Origin of the sequence: Gilliamella sp. ESL0254 (genome assembly GCF_013344985.1) — a bacterium.
Taxonomy (GTDB): domain Bacteria; phylum Pseudomonadota; class Gammaproteobacteria; order Enterobacterales; family Orbaceae; genus Gilliamella; species Gilliamella bombicola.
In genome coordinates this window covers 158,826-177,898 of record NZ_JAAEDU010000001.1, presented here as the reverse complement: position 1 = coordinate 177,898, position 19,073 = coordinate 158,826, and the positions used below count along the sequence as shown (strand labels likewise).

Below are 19,073 nucleotides of genomic sequence, written 5' to 3'. Positions count from 1 at the left end.
ATATTTATTTGTTTAAGAATTAAATTGCATTTGATACATCTTGGCATAAATACCATTTTGAAGTAATAATGAGCTATGAGAGCCATCTTCAATTATCAAGCCATCATCAATAACTAATATTCGATCAGCTTTTTCAATTGTTGACAACCTATGAGCGATAACAATAGAAGTTCGATTTTTTTGTAAATGCTCTATAGCTTGTTGGACAAACCGTTCAGATTCATTATCCAACGCAGAGGTAGCTTCATCAAGAATTAAAATGGGGTTATCACGTAAAAGAACTCTTGCAATAGCAATTCTTTGTCGTTGTCCACCTGATAATAAAACACCATTATCACCAATTTCTGTATCCAAGCCATTTTCTAATTTTTCGATAAACTCCATTGCATTAGCTTGTTTAGCTGCATTAATAATATCTTCTCGAGTGTACTGATTTTTAGCACCATAAGTTATGTTATCCGCTATAGTTCCATTAAATAAATGGACTTTTTGTGAAACATAACCAATTTGCTTCCGCAATGAGGCAAGCGTATAATCTTTGATATCAACACCATCTAACAGTATTTTTCCTTTTTGTACATCATAAAACCTAGGTATCAGGCTTGCTATTGTTGATTTTCCTGCGCCAGAACGCCCCACTAAAGCTACTGTTTCGCCTTTTTTAATTTTAAAGCTAATGTTATTTAAAGATGGTGTTGTTCTTGTTGGATAAGTATAAGTGACCTGAAAAAACTCAATTTCACCTTTTGCTTTATTCAACTCAATTGTTCCGTTGTCTTCTTCAAGTGGTAAATTTAAAAGCCCAAATAATGATTCACAAGCTACAGAACCTTTTTGTAATTCAAGATGAACACTAGTTAACTCTCTTAAAGGACGCATTACTGCAACCATAGCAGAAAAAACCACAGTAAAAGAACCCGGTGTGATCTCCAATGCTTGGCTTGCAACAAGAAATAAAATTAATCCTAAAGCCAATGTAGCAACCAATTGAATTATAGGTGTTGATAACCCCGAAACAAGTACGATTTTTAAGATACTTTTCCTAAAAAGTTTATTGATTGAATAAAAATTATTTTTTTCATATTTTTGAGCATTAAAAATTAAAATTTCTTTATGCCCCTTCAACATTTCATCTGCTGCAGTTGTAATATTACCTATTCCTTTTTGCATAGAAACAAGTGTATTCCGAAACTTCTTTGCAATAAATTGAGCTATAAAAATAACTAACGGTACAACAATAATTAACACTAAAGCCAACTTCCAATTACCATAAAACATAACAACACATAAACCGATAGCATAAGCGATTTCTCTTACCAAAATAATCAGTGCATCTGATGATGCTTTTGATAATAGTTGTGTATTGTATGTTATTACCGTAACAAGTTCTCCAATGGGATTTTTATCGAGAAAACTAATAGGACTTTTGACTAAGTGATTGAAAATCATCTGTCTAAATTTAGTGACCACTTTACCTGATAACCAAGAAAGACAATAAGTAGAGCAATAGTTTGATAACCCTCGTAACGCAATTAACACAATAATGCCAATTGAAAAAAGAATTAATAACTCATAATTTTTATCCATTAACCCATTATCTAGTAGGGGTTTTGTTAGTGAGATGAGAGTTGCATCAGTTGCAGCATTTAACAAAAGTGCGATAATTGCAACAATTAACGCTTTTTTATGTGGATAAATAAAAGGCCACAATTGCTTAATGGTATTCAATGAGCTATATTTATTAGGCATAACAAAGTAACAAAGTTAATCAGAATGAGGATTATACTATACATAATCTATTAACTTAAAATTTTATTACAATTCTTTTTCAACTAGAAAAAATTTGTTTTATCTATATAATACAAACAAGGTCAAAACAAAGTTTTATTCTTTACTGTATAAAACACAAATAAATAATGAATAATTAATTTTATTAAAGGATGCTGCAATAGGAAGTAAGCAATGTATTTCAATGCAAATAATATTATAAAAAAAAGAATAAGATTTGGACTCAGTCATGACGCGAATCAATTAAATATTGCATATGGCATTGATAAAAATTTTTTTTTAGGTTGCGCTGTTTCTATTACTTCTATTTTACTAGCTAATCCTAATTTAGATTTTAGTTTCCATATATTTACAAATTACATTAACGATGATCTTGAACTAAAATTAGAGCAACTCGCCGATAAATATAATACAAATATAACAATTTATTTAGTGGATGATAATAGTTTATCACACTTGCCAACTACTAAAAATTGGACAATTGCAACCTACTTTAGATTTATAGTAGCTGATTATTTCTATGAAAAAATGGATAAAATTCTTTATCTGGATGCCGATATTACCTGTAAAGGCTCATTGCAAGAATTAGTTACATTAAAGTTTGATGATAATATTGCCTATGTAGTGACAGAAAAAGATCCAATATGGTGGAATAAATGTGCAACCCGACTGAACGAACATAAATTATCATCAGGCTACTTCAATGCAGGTTTTTTACTAATTGATCTAAAAAAATGGAAAGAATTTAGTGTAAATAGCAAAGCATTGGAGTTACTTTCCGATTCAAATCTATCAGAAAACTTTACACATTTAGATCAAGATGTATTAAATATTATATTACTCGAAAAGGTTAAGTACCTTGATAGAAAATATAACCAACAAGTCAGTATTAATTACGAATTAAAATATAAATCAAGCGTTAATGGCTACTCGCCTATTTTAGATGAAACAATACTAATTCATTACATTGGACCAACCAAACCGTGGCACAAATGGGCTAGAGATTATAAATGCTCGCAATATTTTCTTGATGCAAAATCAGCATCTCCATGGAAATCAACATCTTTGCTATCAGCCATTACAGCAACACAATGGAGGTATTGTGCAAAACATAGATTACACCAGAAAAAATTATTATCTGGTTTAATTTGCTATCTTAAATATTGTTTAAGAAAAATAAAAAATCCTCGTTATTAGTTCCATAATTTTATATAAAATTACACTGCTTATTTTACTACTTTATGTTAAATGAAAGTGTTCTTGCTTAATACCTTGTGAAACTTTTCCGTATTGTTTGATAGAAATTCGCTATTGCTAAACCGTTAAACCTCTAGGGCTAGTTTTATTTGATGCAATTCGCCTATCTACTTATCTAAGGTTGACTCCCCCCTAGGGGGAGGTGACTAGGATCATTTTTGGGGGATAGTTCCAATAAAATAAAAAAGAGCTAAATATGAAAATAAGTTAGTTATTATAAATAAACCTTATATATACATGCATATATAATGAGGTTTTTATTATAATAATGTCACATTAAACAATAGTAACTTTAACTTCGAGTTTTTACTTTTTAAATTTCTCAATTAATTTTCTTATCTTGCTCTTTATACCTTTTTTAAATTTAGCATTATGGATAACTTCTATTTTTTCTTCTTTACGTGACAATGGAAAACGGTTACTTTCTTTCCTTATAGACCAATATAAGCCTTTTAACGGATGATTACAGCTCTTCTTCCAAGGTTTCTTAGAGTCTGAATAATGAATAATTCCACAATGATGTATTGCATTTAACTCATCCTGTTTGTTATATTTTCTATCAAGCTCGTTAAAAGTAAATATACGCGAATTTACATTCCATCTTAGTGGTATAATTTTACTATTATCTTTAAACGTTAAATTTAGTATATCTTGATCTTGTAACACAATACGTTCATTATATATATAGTAGTTTTCCATATAATTTTTAAAAACATCAGAATAAGTTTCATTAATTTTTTTTATATTAAACACCGCAATGCCAGCATTAAAATAATTATGAGTATCACCTAATAAAAGTCGGCGAGATTGCAACAACCCGCCTTCATCCAAACATGCTCCTATAGTATAATCCTCAATATCTTCCTGCCATAACTCTGCAATATTACCGTAAACAACAGTATCAGAATCAATATAAATTACTTTATCAATATGCTTCAAAAGATTATGAATAACTAAACGATAATATGTATTAACTGAAATATAATTTCTATTTAAAGGTAGAGATGAAAAAAGACTTGTATCAATATCATAAAATGAAAATTTTACATTATCCCCCCTGTCACTACTAATTAATAATCTATTCTCATTGGATAGTTTGTCATCACACAATATATGAAAGTGGATCGATTGATTTGGATTAGTATTATTTAATAATGATGTTATTGTTACATCTGCATGAGGGGAATAATTGTCATCAAAGGAAAGACATATATGTATTGTCTCTTTTAGTATTAAATCAGTTGAACAGGCTGGTAACTTTATTTCTGATACAGGTAATACCTCAGCTAAAGCAAGAATTCCTTTAGTAGATATTCTAATATTTTTATATTTTCTTTTAGCATACGTAACATAAGCGTTGGTCAATCGTTCCGCTAAAAATCCTAATACACGTTTTTGATAAGTGTTATAACTGGATATATCAATCTTCTGCTCAGCTTTTTTTAAAATATCAAATATAAAACTACAATATTCTTTAAAATATTCTTTCTTCATGATTGAAATATTAAAGAAGAAAGTTTGTTTAGAATAGATAGTCTCCAAGAAAGGTAAATAAAAATCTGGATGATCTTTTTTTATTATTTCTATGACTATGTCTAGATCTTTTTGATAATGATCCATGCAATAAAAATCATAACCAGACATTATATGATCGGGCAACCCAGCAGGATGAACATTCCATACTGGACTAGTAATTATTTCATAATTTTTACATTCATTTTCAATATTAGCTTCAGATAAATCATTATTGATTATTTTATCATTAAAATCATGAAAAATTTCATAACCATCAGATCTAGTAAAAGATAAATATCGTCTATAATGCATCAGTCCATAATAATCTGCATCTAAATTTTTCCACATCCAATAAAGTGCTGTTAACTCGCACCAACTTTTATTTTTATCTGAAATATTGTCTCCAGTATCATCACCTATACAAAAAGGTAAATTTACTGAACTAACCGCCCTGCCTACATGAATTGGCATAATATAAGCATTTTTAAAATAAAGTCCATCTTTGTGATGACATACAGCAATTTTTATATTCATTTAAAAGTTCTCTTAATATAAGTGAAATCTTATTTGATCGAATTGATGAAATTTAAAGCATTTTCTATAACATTATGCATATCATAATATTTATATTCAGCTAATCTGCCACCAAAATGAATTAATTTTTCTTGATCGGCAAGCTCTTTATATTTCTTAAATAATGTCGCATTTTTATCGTCGTTGATTGGATAGTATGCTTCATCGCCAATCTTCCAATCGCGAGGATATTCTTTAGTTATAATTGTGTGATCAGTTTCAACATAATCAAAATGTTTATGTTCGATAATGCGAGTATAAGGAATTTCGTATTCAGTATAATTAATTACAGCATTTCCTTGATAATTTGATTCGTTAATTGTTTCGTTTTCAAAATGTAACGATCGATATTCTAGAGCGCCGTATTGATAATCATAGAATTTATCGATCGAACCCGTGTAAATAATCTTATTCGCTAACTCAAGATTCTTTTCCTTATTCTCAAAAAAGTCAGTATTTAATTCTACATCAATACCTTCAAGCATTTTTTCAATGATTTGAGTATATCCTCCAATTGGAATTCCTTGATATTTATCATTGAAGTAATTATTATCAAAAGTAAATCGAACTGGTAATCTATTAATTATAAATGGAGGAAGTTCAGTGGCTTTTCTTCCCCATTGTTTTTCGGTATATCCTTTGATTAATATCTCATAAATATCTTTTCCAATTAGCGATATGGCTTGTTCTTCAAGATTTTTTGGGTTTTCAATATGATATAACTTTTTTTGCTCTTCAATTTTTGCCTTAGCCTCTTTAGGTGTTTTCACGCCCCATAATTGATAAAAAGTATTCATATTGAATGGCAAATTAAATAGTTTATTCTTATAATTTGCTATGGGTGAATTAGTAAAACGATTAAATTCTGCAAAACGATTAATGTAATCCCATACAGCTTTATTATTAGTATGGAAAATATGAGCTCCATATTTATGGACTTGAATGCCTTCATTATCTTCGGTATATATATTTCCAGCTAAGTGGTCTCTTTTTTCTATTAGAAGTATTTTATACCCTCTTTTTTTTAATTCATAAGCACATATAGAGCCAAATAGACCACTGCCAACAATTAGATAATCATATTTCATTTAGATTCCTTAAATATTTAATTGTATAATATAGTATATTTTTATTAAAAATATGCAAATATTTAGCAATGAAATTATTAGATCTTAACACATCTCAAACCGTGAGCACATAAATGAATAAAAATAACCCATTAATATCAATCATTATTCCTGTTTATAATTCCAGTGAGTTTATATTAAATACCCTACATTCATTAAAAGCTCAATCTTATAACCATTATGAAATTATTTTGATAAATGATGGTTCAACTGATAATTCATTGGAGATTTTAGAAGAATATAAAAGAAAAAATAACCATGTCATTTTATACAATCAAAAAAATAAGGGCGTATCTGCTGCTAGAAATAAAGGTATTGAGCTATCAAGTGGAGAGTTTGTATCATTTCTTGATAGTGATGATATGTATTCTTCTTATTTTTTAGAGAAAATGTTATCCAAACAAATTCAAAAAAATGCCGATGTAGTTTATTGTGGATATAACAGAGTTAGTACTTCAGGTAAGCTTACGGTTATGCCTTGTTTATTTAAGGAAGGAAATATTTTGGATTTATATTTTCAACAAAATGGATATTTCCATTTTTCAGGTATGTTAATTCGTAAAAGTATTTTATTAGAAAAACATATATATTTTGAAGTTGCCCGTACTATCTCTGAAGACCTATTATTTACGGTTCAACTCCTTAATAACTGTAGTTTCTACTGCGTAAAAGAACATTTGTTTAATTACATTCAAAGATCTGATTCCGTAATGTCTTCTGAATGGTCTAAAAATAAATGGCTTTCTGATATTAAAGGACGTGAACAAATTTTGCTTTATCTAAGCAATAATTATGATAAAAATGACAAAAAAGAAATAATTCAGTTAGCTTCAGAATTCATTTTTCAACGTGAAATTTCTTATATGATTGACTGTATAAAAAAATGGAAATATAAAGCAATTAACGATTACTTAGTTGAATCCAATTTCATAAAAAAAGAACAACTTTTCCAAAAAGGAAAGCTCAATAAAAAAGATAAAAAAAAATTTTTGATTATAAAACGCAAAAACTATGTAATTTGGTTTTGTTACACACTTTACTATCGTTTTTTTAGATTCAATTGGTAAGAAATTTTCTTAGCTTTCCAACTGTACTAAAAATAGAAATCCATTGTTATTAATTCCATTTTATTTTCTTTGCAGGAATAAACAACAAAAACTTCTATTTTAAATAAAATCAATTAAGCTAGTTAAACATTTTCAATTTAAAATGTCATATCTTCCAATATTGAATCCACAATATTTTCTGCAGCATTATCAATTGACAATAACTGCTCAACAACAATATCTTGATTCTTTCGATTTGGATCTGGCTCGCCATTTTTAAATCGATATGCTAACGCTTTTGCCTGTTCAAATGTAGACACTCTATTTGTTCCATTTGCAATTAGCTCACCATTCACCGTAAATGCAGAATGATCTTCACGTTCAATAAAAATTAATGGCTTTTTCATCAATTGATATTCTAATAGCCAACTTATACCATCCATGATTAAAATATCTGAAGCTTGAAATAGTGGACCATAAGGACCTTCCCTGTAAAAATAGGTATTATCTAGCTTATTCCATTCTACAAAAAATTCTTGCACGCTACGTTTAAGAGTTTCGTCTGTTATTGCCTCCAAAACAGTCACTAATGCTGGATGAGGACTAAATACGAACTCGATTGAATCATCTTCTTTTGCCCAATTTAACATATCATTATATATATCTAAAAAAACACCAAAATTGCTCCAATTTTTATCTATGCTATGATGAGAAGCCCACAAGATTCTAAATTTTTTATCATTAGAATTTGAAACAATCGGCCATTTGGGTTTGGCGTTTTTTAACGCTTTTACTTTAGGATGACCTGTTACAAAGACATTAATTCCATTAAGTTTATCATGTTGTTCTTGCTCTATTTTGGTTTGCTGATTTGCGACAAAAAGCTTCCAACAAGAACTATGGTAATGACTAGATAAATGATTGAATCCTAACTGAACAAAATTCATAATTTCATACGGAACCAAGCATAGTTTTGCAAATCTTAAATTATCTGTGCTAAAAGCTGGAGGAATATCATAATCCCATTGTGATTGCCTAAAAATCACATTAGGAGCCAATGTTTTAATAATATTTAAATCCTCATATGAATTATTATTATTGAATCTCAAATGAGGCACATTTAATTGTGATAAAATATTATGTACATATTCTTCATCTTTAAATATTTTGCTACCTGGATATCTCCTATTTATTGATGCAACAATAACATTGAATTGATTATGACAAAGCATCTCTTGATAAATAGAAAAAACACTATCCCATGACTCAATATTATGCACTAAAAACAAACAAGTAATCTTTTGTTTTTTATTAATTGTTCTATTGGTTGAAATAAGATTAATTGTTTGGCTTAAATTACGAATATCGATATTTAGATTAGTATTTTTTTCAGTTAGTCTATATATTAGCTCTAATTTTTCTTCTAAAAAAACCATTCGCTGCAAGAGTTCCTCGTACTCTTTATCTTGTCCAAAATTATGAAAATATTTAGTGTGAGAAGATATTTGGTGATTTAACCCATCTAACTTACAATTTATATCTAAAACTTCATGTTTAACTTTTTTATTATCGGCATAAATTTTAGAAAAAAACCAACTTCTAAATCCCATAACTATTCCTTAATAAATAATAAGATATTATTCTTTTGTATATTTTATTCTCATTTTCATAAATGGTTTTTCAATCAAATTAAAAGTAAAAAGTGAAACTAAAATTGTTAAAATACATATAATTATAGATTGAGATAAAGATGTAAAAACATCTTGAGGTACTTGCCACCCAATTAATTTATTTAACATAATTCCAATAGGCAGGTGCAATAAATACATCGAAAAGCTACACATACCTAAATAAGATAAAATAGTATTTAACTTATTTATCTTAGGTAATCGAATATAAATATAGCATAAAGTAATTATTCCCCAAAGAACCGCTTCAATAGTAAAAGATAGAGATGTATATATCACATTAAGCTTTTTAAATTTAAAAAGATAAGTGAATATAAGTATAGTAGTAGATAAAAAACATAACTGATATTTCCATTTTTCTAGAAAACGAAAAATACCTTTTTGATAATAATATCCTAATATCATGCCAATAATAAATTGGTCTAATCGACCAATAATACTATGATAGACGTTGTAATATATGTCTCCACCTTTTAATATAGCAATATTAAATCTTGTAGCTATCATCAAAATCACTAATGCCACTAAATATTTAATTCCATAACGATTTAAAAATAATGAGAGAAAAGGGAAAAAAAGATAAAATTGAAATTCCACAGCTATAGTCCAAATTGGACCACTTGGGTAAAAATCATGTCCCCAACCTGTCAATGAATTTCCCGTGTTGAGCTGTAAAGTAATTATTCTTAATATATCCATAGGAGTTGATGTTTGCCTACTACAACAAATTATAATAAACACCAAAAAGATCATTAAAGGAAAAATTCTTAAAACACGATTATAAATAAACCCCCAATATTTTAAATTTTCCTGTCCACCATTACTTATTTGACAAAATAAAAAACCGGTTAAGACAAGAAAAAAAGATACACCCGTTGAGCCATTTTGTAACCATAACGGTATAATCGACTCCAATTGTAAATGACCATTCCAATTAACATTTCCACGGAAATGATGGAAAATCAGCAAAATTGCAGCAAAAAAACGTAAATGATCTAACCGATCTATATATTTAGTATTAAGTGAATACATAACATCCCTTTTATTGAAACCTATCTTAGACATCCATTTATAATTAAAGACATTTTATTTTGAATAAAACTGTTATTCTTGTTTCACAACTCATTCCTATATCTATATAATAATGGTAACAATTTAATAACCACAATTTTTTTAAGATCTTTAAAAATAAAAAAAGGATTATTTCTTGAATAAATTTCGCTATTTTTTCGTATCTCTTTTGACCAATGTAGTAGGAACAAATATCGATGAGGCATTTCTAATCTATTATAATTCCATTTATAGCTTTTATATTGAAGATAGCAAATTAGATATTTAAGTTTTTCATATAACATTTTATTTTTGCAAAATGCCATTATTTCATTAAATTCATCACAAATACAAAACACCTTATCTTTACTCTTTATTGACGACTGATCATGTATTCGATAATAAATTAATGGAGCGTCAATAAGCATCATTCGTGTTGCGCAGGCATAGACTTTAAAACTAAATGCTGTATCTTGATATGATGCGCCGGGTGTTTCTAAAAATTTTAGATTATTTTCCTGAATAAATGTTCGCTTATAAATATTAGCCCATACTGACGGCCATTGTAAAAATGGCGATAAATCATTTTGTGGATTAATTAAGACATTAGTTTCCATTTGATATGAATCTATTTTTTTAATTGAACTATCTTTTTGTGTAAATGTAAAAAAGTGGCATCTTGCAATATCTAAATCATTTTCAATTGCTATTTTATATAATATTTCAAACATTTCGGATTTAGCAAAATCATCAGACTCAACTATACCTATATATTCACCAGTACATAGTTGAAAACCTATATTCATTGAATGACCATAGCCACTATTAGGTTTGTCTATGACTCGAATTCTTGAATCTTTATCAGCATACTCTTGTAAAATAGTAAGAGAATTATCAGTAGAACCATCATTTACACAAATGATTTCTATATTTGTTAATGTCTGATTTATAACACTGTCCAAACACTGCCGTAAATACTTTTCTACGTTATAGACTGGCACGACAATTGATACTTTAGGCAACATAAATTATCCTTGAATTCCTATATTATTTAAATACCATAAAATTGTTTTTCTCAAACCACTTTCAAATCTTTCCTGTGGCTTCCAGCCTAATTGAGTTTGTATTTTAGATGAATCGATAGCATATCGAAAGTCGTGACCAGGTCGATCGGTCATAAATTGAATTAAATTTTGATATTGTTTAATTCCATGCGGGTGTTTTGGAATAAGTTTATCTAATATTGAACAAATAATTTGCACTACATCTAAATTAGTATATTCATTATTAGCTCCAATATTATAAATTTCTCCAATTTTACCATTTACTAAAATAGTATATAAAGCTTTAGCATTATCCTCGACATATATCCAATCACGAATCTGCAAGCCACTGCCATAAATAGAAATTGGTTTACCAGCTAATCCCTTTGAGATTACTGACGGAATTAATTTTTCAGCATGCTGAAAAGGTCCATAATTGTTAGTACTATGGGTTATAATTGTTGGTAGATTATAAGTGCGATGCCACGCCGCAACTAAATGGTCACTTGATGCCTTAGACGCCGAATATGGGCTACTTGGTGAATAAGGAGTCGCTTCTGTGAAGCGCTGTTTTGTACATCCTAAATCACCATAAACTTCATCAGTTGAAACATGAATAAACCGAAAATTATGTTTACGTTCCTCTGATAAATTGCACCAATAATATCGAGAGACTTCTAAAAGTGTAAAAGTACCAATAATATTATTTTCGATAAAAACAGCTGGATTCATTATTGAAGTATCCACATGACTTTCAGCGGCCAAATGAATCACAGCATCGGGTTGATATTGTTGAAAAACGCGTTCCAATTCTTGTTGATTACAAATATCAATTTGTTCAAAAACATACCGTTCACTGTTAGAAACCATCGCAAGCGATTGCAAATTTGCTGCATAAGTTAATTTATCTACATTAATAACATGATGTTGAGTGTATTCAATAATATACCGAATAACAGCAGAACCAACAAATCCAGCACCACCTGTGATTAAAATTTTTTTAGCGTGACTAAACAAACCTACCGCCCTATCCCATATTCCCGCAACTTATTCGCAATCGCCGTATGCGATACACCAAGTCTTTTAGCAAGCTTTCTTGAGCTTGGATATTGGTCATATAATTTTGATAAAATCTCTTTCTCAAATTGTTTGGTCATTTGATCTAAAGTTTTATTTTCAATATTATCGACCCAAGACAATTGCGATGGGGTTGAGGTTGGTAACATGATATCTTTAACGGTTAACTTAGGCTCTTTCAATTGTGCCAATGCAGAATAAAGGATATTTTTAAGTTGCCGTACATTACCCGGCCATGAATAACCAGTTAAATAATCAATGGCATTATCATCAACTGTTGGTGGGGTGATGTTTTGTTTATTGGCAAATTCATTGACAAAAATATGAGTAAGTAGTGCAATATCATCTTTGCGCTCTTGTAAAGAAGGTAAATTAAGTGACAATACATTCAGTCTATAATAAAGATCTTTTCTAAATTTACCTTGCTCAACCAAATCAGCTAAATCGACTTTAGTTGCGCAAATGATTCTAACATCTACATAAACCTCATTATCATCACCAACACGACGAAAATAGCCATCATTGATAAAACGCAATAACTTAGTTTGCATTTGAAAAGACATCTCATCAATGCCATCGAGCAACACTGAACCACCATTAGCTTGCTCAAAAAAGCCTTTTTTGCTCTCAATTGCTCCAGGGTACGCCCCTGCTGCATGACCATATAACTCACTTTCAACTACTTCGTCGGGCATGGCTGCACAGTTTAAGGCTAAAAACGTCTGATCACCACGCGGGCTATATTGATGACAAGCATTAGCTAATAAATCTTTACCAGTACCTGTTTCACCTGAAATCAACAACGGCTCGCGTTGCATAGAAAACACTTTAGCTTGCGCAATTAGTTTCTGCATAACCCCACTTTGGGTAGCAAAAATATCAAAAGCATGACAACTCACCACATTGATTCTAGACAAGCGTTTTTTCAGATAATCAATGGATTGTAAAATAAATATTGTTTTGGATGATGCCATCACCTTCTGCAACAAAAAATGCTGCGAATCTAAAACAATAATCGTATCATCTTGTTTATCGATACTGACTGTATTATCAAAATTGAAAACAGCTCGATAATCAAAATATTGATTTAACACCAACGACTGATGACCCAAAAGCTTCTTAGCTGAATCGTTATATGCAATCAGGTGTTGATTATGGTCAATTTCAATGATGGCTATTTGCATAGTCTGCCCACTTCTCATTCAGTCTTTGTAAATTAACACAACGGCTTTGCCACTCAGGGCTTTTCGTTAATTCGGCATAGGTGATTTTAGTATTGGTTAATAGACATTTTACTTTCTCTGATGTTAGCGGATTAACCTTATTTAGCGCGGTTAATTGCTCTAAAATAGCCATAGTCCCCGTCCTATTATTACAAGCTAAAAGTAGATCACAGCCAGCTGCTAAAGCTGCTTGAGCACGTTCAGCGTGATTGCCCATGACCGAAGCGCCTTCCATCGATAAATCATCAGAAAAAACCACACCATTAAAATGCAACTGATTGCGGAGTACGGTCTTCAGCCAAAACGGCGAACCGCTTGCGGGTTTATCATTAAAAGCGGGGTAAATTACATGAGCTGGCATAATCGCATCGAGTTTATGATTAGCAATAAGCCTAGTAAAAATCTGCATATCGTGCTCAATCAACGATTTTTCACGATGATCAACAGGGGTTTCTTTATGCGAATCGGCAATCACATGGCCATGCCCAGGAAAATGCTTTCCTGTTGTCTTCATCCCTGCTGCATGCATACCATCAATCATGGCAGAAGCGACCTGATAAGCAATATTGATATCCTGATGAAACGAACGCGTACCGATAGCAAGGCAATCATGACCTAAATCTAAAACAGGAGCATAACTCAGATCGATATCAAACGCGATCAGCTCCATAGCAAGAACCCAACCAGCATCAAACGCCAACGATTTTGCTTGCTCAAGATCATTAAGCGCCGCAAACGATTGTGCAGGAGGAATCGCCGTAAACCCATCTCTAAAGCGCTGAACACGCCCACCTTCATGATCAACCGAGATTAATAAACGCTGTGAAGAAGCAGCACGAATCTCGTTTATCAATGCCAACAATTGGGCTTGATCTTGATAATTACGGCTAAACAAAATCACCCCAGCCACCAACGGATTTTGCAATAGCTTCTTATCGTCTTGGGTTAGTGTTAGACCTTCAACATCAATCAGCAATGGTCCCATTATCGATTATCCCCATCAACTTGATTTGGTTGCGCATTGCTATCAGACGGCTTCGGCAAATCTTTAGCGGCCACTCTAGTTAAAATCTCGCCACTTTGTGTTGAAAGCAACTCCATAGCAAGATCTGCGTCACTACTTTCGCTTGGCACTCTATAAACTGTTGTAAAAAGGACATAATTTGCATTGATTGATTTAGCCAAACCAATCATCTTACTGCGTGACACCAGTTTATCATCTGCCAAAATTCCCAGCGTTTGTTTGGCTTGGCTTACAGCTTGTTGATCTACCACTGTGAAGGTATTTTGTTGACGCATTAATTGATACAGCGCCTCGTTGATCTTATTACTTACAAGATAATCGCCACTACGATTTTGAATATCGCTAATTAAAATGAGTCTATTATCAGAATTTAAAGACGAAGAACTCACTAATTTACGAATAAATGGCGACAATATCGACTGCCAATCCGTTTGTCGAACAATTTGTGGTGGAGTTTCAATCACACCAGTATCATCAGGCTGATTAACCTCAACCGGAGGTTTCGCCTCTTTTTTTTGAGAAAAGCCAATAAGATGACAACCGGCCAACAAAAAAGCCAATAAACCAACAACAAAAATACGTTTGATCTGTTTCATACAATGATTAACCTATTAATCGACCTAAATGTTTACCGCCTAACAAATGCATATGCAGGTGGAAAACCTCTTGCCCAGCATCTTTATTACAATTCATAATTAAACGATAACCGCTTTCATCAATACCCTCTTGCTTGGCAATTTTAGCCGCAACCACCATCATATGCCCAAGAACGACTTCGTCTTCATCTTGAATATCATTAACGGTTGGAATCAGTTTATTTGGAATAATCAACACATGAGTCGGTGCTTGGGGAGAGATATCACGAAATGCCGTTACTTTATCATCCTGAAAAACGATATCCGCTGGAATTTCTTGTCGAATGATTTTACTAAAAATAGTTTCCTGAGCCATCAAACCTCTCCTTTTAATATAGTTATACAGACATCAACCAATGCCAATTTATATATGCCCAAGCATATCATATTTTATCAACAAAAATGTATAGAAATCGTTACATTTTACAACGCATTTTTATAACCATCAAAAACAGTCAGGAAAGGTATTGATTTTATTAAAGTTTTTATTTTGATTTTTGACACCTCCCCTGTAAAGAAACTTTATAAAAAATGCACATAAAAACAGACGCTTCCCTAACAAAATACAACACCAATCTACAAAAAATATCTTGGTATATTCATTTGTCAAACAGAATAACTTGATATATAATGCCCCGTCGATTTCAACCGCCTATTTTTCATGTTCCTTGCTTTCAATGGGTTGCGGTTGCCCCGACAGAAAGCTGATTAATCCGTAGGGAGCGATAATGCGTCATTACGAAATAGTATTTATGGTTCACCCAGATCAAAGTGAACAAGTACCTGGTATGATTGAACGTTATACTGGTACGTTAACCACTGATGGTGGCAAAATCCATCGATTAGAAGATTGGGGTCGTCGCCAATTAGCCTATCCTATCGAAAAACTGCACAAAGCACACTATGTGTTAATGAATGTTGAAGCAACTCAAGAAGCTGTTAATGAGCTTGAAGATAACTTCCGTTTCAATGATGCAGTAATTCGCAGTTTAATTATGCGCACCAAACACGCTGTAACTGAAACTTCACCTATGTTAAAAGCTAAAGATGAGCGTCGTAGCTCGGAAGAAGATTTTAACGAAACAAACATGGACGATGATTCCGAAGAATAATCGTTTAGTGTTATCGGGTATTGTTATTAAAACACCGATAAGGAAAGTCAGTCCAAGTGGGATATCACACTGCCAATTTTATTTAGAACATGTTTCTGAGCAAGTTGAAGCAGAACTCACAAGGCAAGCATGGTGCATCATGCCCGTCATAGCCAGTGGACATCATGAGTTAAGTTACATAAAAAAAGGCAGCAAAGTTTCAGTTAGTGGATTTATAAGCACCCACACTAAACGCAATAAAACAAGCCAACTTGTTTTACATGCTGACCAAGTTAAACTATTAGGAGAATAGCCAAATGGCACGTTATTTCCGTCGTCGCAAATTCTGCCGTTTTACTGCAGAAGGCGTTAAAGAAATTGATTATAAAGATGTTTCTTTATTAAAAAGCTATATCACTGAAAGTGGTAAAATCGTACCAAGCCGTATCACTGGTACTAGCGCAAAATATCAACGTCAATTAGCTCGCGCAATCAAACGCGCTCGTTACTTGGCATTATTACCATATACTGATAATCATCAGTAATTAGCAACAGAGGGAACATATAATGCAAATTATTCTACTCGATAAAGTTGCTAATTTAGGCAGCTTAGGTGATCAAGTTAATGTTAAAGCAGGTTACGCACGTAACTTTTTAATTCCACAAGGTAAAGCTGTATCAGCAACTAAAAAGAATATCGAATTCTTTGAAGCTCGTCGTGCTGAATTAGAAGCTAAGCTTGCAGAAACATTGAAAGCAGCTGAAGAGCGTGTTGCTCAAATCAATGCACTTGGTAAAGTCACTATCACTTCTAAAGCCGGTGATGAAGGCAAATTATTTGGTTCAATCGGTACTCGTGATATCGCTGATGCTGTTAAAGCTCGTGGTATTCAAGTATCAAAAAGCGAAGTTCGCTTACCAAATGGTGTACTGCGTACTACTGGTGAACATGAAGTGTTCTTCCAAGTACACAGCGAAGCATTTGCTAAACTTATTGTTGATATTATTCCTGAATAATTATCCAACAATAAATACCAAAAAACCCGTTCAAGTAACGGGTTTTTATTATTTATTTTACAATAATTGATTTACCTCGACCTCGAATATCTGATACAGCTTCGGGTTTATTATTCGTGATTTTTATAGCTTGAATATCACCGCTAAAATCTTGCTGCTTAAACTGATAACCCATTTGTTTGAGTTGATCTTTTAAATCTTCTGGTACTCTATTTTGAAAACGCTCAATAAAGATAAGATTAGTTGGTAATAATTGATGATGATAACGCGGAGCATCTACTGCGGCTTTTAATGACATATGATTATCAAAGACATTCGTCACCACTTGGAAAATTGAAGTAAAAATCCTTGAACCGCCCGGTGTACCAATAACCATTGCAACATCATTATTTTTAATAAATATACTTGGTGTCATAGAAGATAAAGGGCGTTTATTTGGCTCGATTGCATTAGCATCTTTGCTCACAACACCAAACTGATTAGCAACACCAGGTTTACTACTAAAATCATCCATTTCATTATTGAGTATAATACCTGTACCTTCTATTACAACCGCCGAACCAAACCAGCCATTGAGCGTATATGTATTAGATGCCGCATTGCCCCATTTATCCACAATAGAAAAATGCGTTGTCTGTAATTTTTCGCGATTATTGTCTAAACCAGGTTTAACTTGTTCAGTAATAGAAATAGCTTTTGGATTAACTTGTTTCGCTCTCTGCGCTAAATAATTAGTATCAATCAATTCAGTGACAGGTACAGAGATAAAATCAGGATCTCCCATATATTCGGCTCGATCGGCAAAAACACGTTTTTCTATTTCTGCTAATAAGTGAATATATTGTGGTGAATTCACTTTTACATCTTTGAAATCATTCGCGAGATCTTGTTTCATTAATAAAAGTTGAATTAAACCAACGCCACCTGAACTTGGCGGAGGAGCGGTAACAATTTGCATATCTTGCCAGTTAGCAACTAACGGAGCTCGCCATTTAGCCTGATAATTTGCCAAATCGTTTTCAGTAATTAAACCGTCATTTTTTTCCATCTGTTGTGCGATTAATTTAGCCGTTTCGCCTTTATAAAATCCGTCACTACCTTGGTTTGCAATACGCTCTAATACTTTACCAAGTTCGGGCTGTTTAAACACCTTTTCAGCTTGCATAGCACCAAAGTATTGCTTAAAGTGACCATTAGCAGGTGCAAGCTCGGCTGCTTCTTGATAACGTTTAACTAACTGTTTATCTACGGTAAACCCTTCATTAGCAAATCGAATAGCTGGTGCCATTACCTCTTTCCAAGATAATTTACCAAAACGTTGATGCACCGCCCACATACCGGCAACGGTTCCCGGTACTCCCGATGCTTTGTAAGAATATAAACTTAAATTAGGGATCACATTTTTATGATCATCAAGATACATATCTTTATCAGCTTTGCTTGGTGCAACTTCACGATAATCAATAAAATAAGGCTTACCGTCCATCCAAAGGGTCATAAAACCACCCCCACCAATGTTACCCGCTTCAGGATAAGTAACAGCAAGAGCAAATGCGGTAGCCACCGCAGCATCAGCTGCATTTCCACCTTTTTTTAAAATTTCTTGTGCAGCAATGGCACCATAAGAATCGGGCGAAGCAACTGCGCCAGCTTCTAATTTTTGTGTTACGTTTTCAACAGCAAGTACTTGTTGGCTTATCAGTAAAAATACAATAAAGTAGCAATACTTTATCAACTTACGTTTAAGATAAAACATTTTGCACCTCCTAATTAAAGTATTATTTATCGTACCCACTTAACAGCAAAATACATGAATCACATTAATAAATCATGTAACAATCGGTTAAGGGGAATCATCAATATAGCATAGAAAATAAAAATGTTGAGCAAATATTGATCAGATAGCCACAATGCAATGG

Annotated in this window: 18 protein-coding genes; 6 read left to right on the top strand and 12 right to left on the bottom strand. The window is 32.1% G+C overall.

The annotated features are described in order from the left end of the window. Positions 1 to 12: 12 nt before the first annotated feature. On the bottom strand, positions 13 to 1,749 hold the full coding sequence (gene msbA, locus GYX25_RS00815; protein WP_174786452.1) for a lipid A export permease/ATP-binding protein MsbA: 1,737 nt from the start codon (positions 1,747 to 1,749) through the stop codon (positions 13 to 15). 213 nt (positions 1,750 to 1,962) lie between these two features. Between msbA and GYX25_RS00810 the strand changes: the two genes are divergently transcribed. Beyond that, a complete protein-coding gene (locus GYX25_RS00810) occupies positions 1,963 to 2,985 on the top strand; it encodes a glycosyltransferase (RefSeq protein ID WP_091347451.1) in 1,023 nt (340 codons plus the stop codon). A gap of 366 nt (positions 2,986 to 3,351) precedes the next feature. On the opposite strand, the gene GYX25_RS00805 is transcribed toward GYX25_RS00810, so the two are convergent. After that, positions 3,352 to 5,094, bottom strand: coding sequence for a DUF4422 domain-containing protein (locus tag GYX25_RS00805; protein WP_091347452.1), 1,743 nt, complete (start codon positions 5,092 to 5,094; stop codon positions 3,352 to 3,354). Between the two features lie 29 nt (positions 5,095 to 5,123). Continuing rightward, positions 5,124 to 6,221, bottom strand: coding sequence for a UDP-galactopyranose mutase (gene glf, locus GYX25_RS00800; protein WP_091347455.1), 1,098 nt, complete (start codon positions 6,219 to 6,221; stop codon positions 5,124 to 5,126). Positions 6,222 to 6,334: 113 nt separating this feature from the next. Between glf and GYX25_RS00795 the strand changes: the two genes are divergently transcribed. Continuing rightward, entirely contained in the window at positions 6,335 to 7,327 is a 993-nt protein-coding gene (locus GYX25_RS00795; RefSeq protein WP_091347457.1) for a glycosyltransferase family 2 protein, read from the top strand. 137 nt (positions 7,328 to 7,464) lie between these two features. Here GYX25_RS00795 and GYX25_RS00790 read toward each other — a convergent pair whose 3' ends face one another. The 8 genes from GYX25_RS00790 to GYX25_RS00755 all read right to left on the bottom strand — a co-directional run bounded on the left by GYX25_RS00790 (position 7,465) and on the right by GYX25_RS00755 (position 15,362). Continuing rightward, a complete protein-coding gene (locus tag GYX25_RS00790) occupies positions 7,465 to 8,916 on the bottom strand; it encodes a hypothetical protein (RefSeq protein WP_174786451.1) in 1,452 nt (483 codons plus the stop codon). Between the two features lie 27 nt (positions 8,917 to 8,943). Next, positions 8,944 to 10,026, bottom strand: a complete 1,083-nt coding sequence (locus GYX25_RS00785; protein ID WP_091347461.1) for an acyltransferase family protein — start codon at positions 10,024 to 10,026, stop codon at positions 8,944 to 8,946. Between the two features lie 83 nt (positions 10,027 to 10,109). After that, the gene (locus GYX25_RS00780; protein WP_174786450.1) at positions 10,110 to 11,069 is read right to left on the bottom strand and encodes a glycosyltransferase; all 960 of its coding nucleotides are present in this window, start codon (positions 11,067 to 11,069) and stop codon (positions 10,110 to 10,112) included. A 3-nt stretch (positions 11,070 to 11,072) separates the two neighbouring features. Further along, entirely contained in the window at positions 11,073 to 12,104 is a 1,032-nt protein-coding gene (rfbB, locus tag GYX25_RS00775) for a dTDP-glucose 4,6-dehydratase (RefSeq protein ID WP_091347464.1), read from the bottom strand. Positions 12,105 to 12,106: 2 nt separating this feature from the next. After that, positions 12,107 to 13,366: a sigma 54-interacting transcriptional regulator gene (locus GYX25_RS00770; RefSeq protein WP_174786449.1), complete on the bottom strand. Its 1,260-nt coding sequence runs from the start codon at positions 13,364 to 13,366 to the stop codon at positions 12,107 to 12,109. Further along, positions 13,329 to 14,372 carry a beta-N-acetylhexosaminidase gene (nagZ, locus tag GYX25_RS00765; protein ID WP_091347467.1) on the bottom strand — a complete coding sequence of 348 codons (1,044 nt, stop codon included), beginning with the start codon at positions 14,370 to 14,372 and terminating at the stop codon, positions 13,329 to 13,331. Before nagZ ends, GYX25_RS00770 begins: the two co-directional genes overlap by 38 nt. Then, positions 14,372 to 15,007 (bottom strand): penicillin-binding protein activator LpoB, encoded by a 636-nt coding sequence (locus GYX25_RS00760; protein WP_174786448.1) that lies wholly within the window; start codon positions 15,005 to 15,007, stop codon positions 14,372 to 14,374. Before GYX25_RS00760 ends, nagZ begins: the two co-directional genes overlap by 1 nt. Before the next feature lie 7 nt (positions 15,008 to 15,014). Continuing rightward, entirely contained in the window at positions 15,015 to 15,362 is a 348-nt protein-coding gene (locus GYX25_RS00755; RefSeq protein WP_091347471.1) for an HIT domain-containing protein, read from the bottom strand. A gap of 412 nt (positions 15,363 to 15,774) precedes the next feature. On the opposite strand from GYX25_RS00755, the gene rpsF reads away from it, so the two are divergent. The 4 genes from rpsF to rplI are packed head-to-tail and all read left to right on the top strand — an operon-like array spanning position 15,775 to position 17,154. Continuing rightward, entirely contained in the window at positions 15,775 to 16,158 is a 384-nt protein-coding gene (gene rpsF, locus GYX25_RS00750) for a 30S ribosomal protein S6 (RefSeq protein ID WP_091347472.1), read from the top strand. Further along, positions 16,142 to 16,450 carry a primosomal replication protein N gene (gene priB / locus GYX25_RS00745; RefSeq protein ID WP_174786447.1) on the top strand — a complete coding sequence of 103 codons (309 nt, stop codon included), beginning with the start codon at positions 16,142 to 16,144 and terminating at the stop codon, positions 16,448 to 16,450. Before rpsF ends, priB begins: the two co-directional genes overlap by 17 nt. Before the next feature lie 4 nt (positions 16,451 to 16,454). Continuing rightward, the gene (rpsR, locus tag GYX25_RS00740) at positions 16,455 to 16,682 is read left to right on the top strand and encodes a 30S ribosomal protein S18 (RefSeq protein WP_025314965.1); all 228 of its coding nucleotides are present in this window, start codon (positions 16,455 to 16,457) and stop codon (positions 16,680 to 16,682) included. A 22-nt stretch (positions 16,683 to 16,704) separates the two neighbouring features. Further along, positions 16,705 to 17,154 (top strand): 50S ribosomal protein L9, encoded by a 450-nt coding sequence (gene rplI / locus GYX25_RS00735; RefSeq protein WP_065590871.1) that lies wholly within the window; start codon positions 16,705 to 16,707, stop codon positions 17,152 to 17,154. A 52-nt stretch (positions 17,155 to 17,206) separates the two neighbouring features. Here the strand turns inward: rplI and ggt are convergent, their stop codons facing one another. After that, complete coding sequence (ggt, locus tag GYX25_RS00730) at positions 17,207 to 18,910, bottom strand: gamma-glutamyltransferase (protein WP_174786446.1); 1,704 nt, start codon at positions 18,908 to 18,910, stop codon at positions 17,207 to 17,209. Positions 18,911 to 19,073 lie beyond the last annotated feature (163 nt).

Coding starts and splice junctions, on each gene's coding strand:
- msbA (WP_174786452.1), bottom strand. CDS start 1,749: ATGCCTAATAAATATAGCTCATTGAATACCATTAAGCAATTGTGGCCT.
- GYX25_RS00810 (WP_091347451.1), top strand. CDS start 1,963: ATGTATTTCAATGCAAATAATATTATAAAAAAAAGAATAAGATTTGGA.
- GYX25_RS00805 (WP_091347452.1), bottom strand. CDS start 5,094: ATGAATATAAAAATTGCTGTATGTCATCACAAAGATGGACTTTATTTT.
- glf (WP_091347455.1), bottom strand. CDS start 6,221: ATGAAATATGATTATCTAATTGTTGGCAGTGGTCTATTTGGCTCTATA.
- GYX25_RS00795 (WP_091347457.1), top strand. CDS start 6,335: ATGAATAAAAATAACCCATTAATATCAATCATTATTCCTGTTTATAAT.
- GYX25_RS00790 (WP_174786451.1), bottom strand. CDS start 8,916: ATGGGATTTAGAAGTTGGTTTTTTTCTAAAATTTATGCCGATAATAAA.
- GYX25_RS00785 (WP_091347461.1), bottom strand. CDS start 10,026: ATGTATTCACTTAATACTAAATATATAGATCGGTTAGATCATTTACGT.
- GYX25_RS00780 (WP_174786450.1), bottom strand. CDS start 11,069: ATGTTGCCTAAAGTATCAATTGTCGTGCCAGTCTATAACGTAGAAAAG.
- GYX25_RS00770 (WP_174786449.1), bottom strand. CDS start 13,366: ATGAGAAGTGGGCAGACTATGCAAATAGCCATCATTGAAATTGACCAT.
- nagZ (WP_091347467.1), bottom strand. CDS start 14,372: ATGGGACCATTGCTGATTGATGTTGAAGGTCTAACACTAACCCAAGAC.
- GYX25_RS00760 (WP_174786448.1), bottom strand. CDS start 15,007: ATGAAACAGATCAAACGTATTTTTGTTGTTGGTTTATTGGCTTTTTTG.
- GYX25_RS00755 (WP_091347471.1), bottom strand. CDS start 15,362: ATGGCTCAGGAAACTATTTTTAGTAAAATCATTCGACAAGAAATTCCA.
- rpsF (WP_091347472.1), top strand. CDS start 15,775: ATGCGTCATTACGAAATAGTATTTATGGTTCACCCAGATCAAAGTGAA.
- priB (WP_174786447.1), top strand. CDS start 16,142: ATGATTCCGAAGAATAATCGTTTAGTGTTATCGGGTATTGTTATTAAA.
- rpsR (WP_025314965.1), top strand. CDS start 16,455: ATGGCACGTTATTTCCGTCGTCGCAAATTCTGCCGTTTTACTGCAGAA.
- rplI (WP_065590871.1), top strand. CDS start 16,705: ATGCAAATTATTCTACTCGATAAAGTTGCTAATTTAGGCAGCTTAGGT.
- ggt (WP_174786446.1), bottom strand. CDS start 18,910: ATGTTTTATCTTAAACGTAAGTTGATAAAGTATTGCTACTTTATTGTA.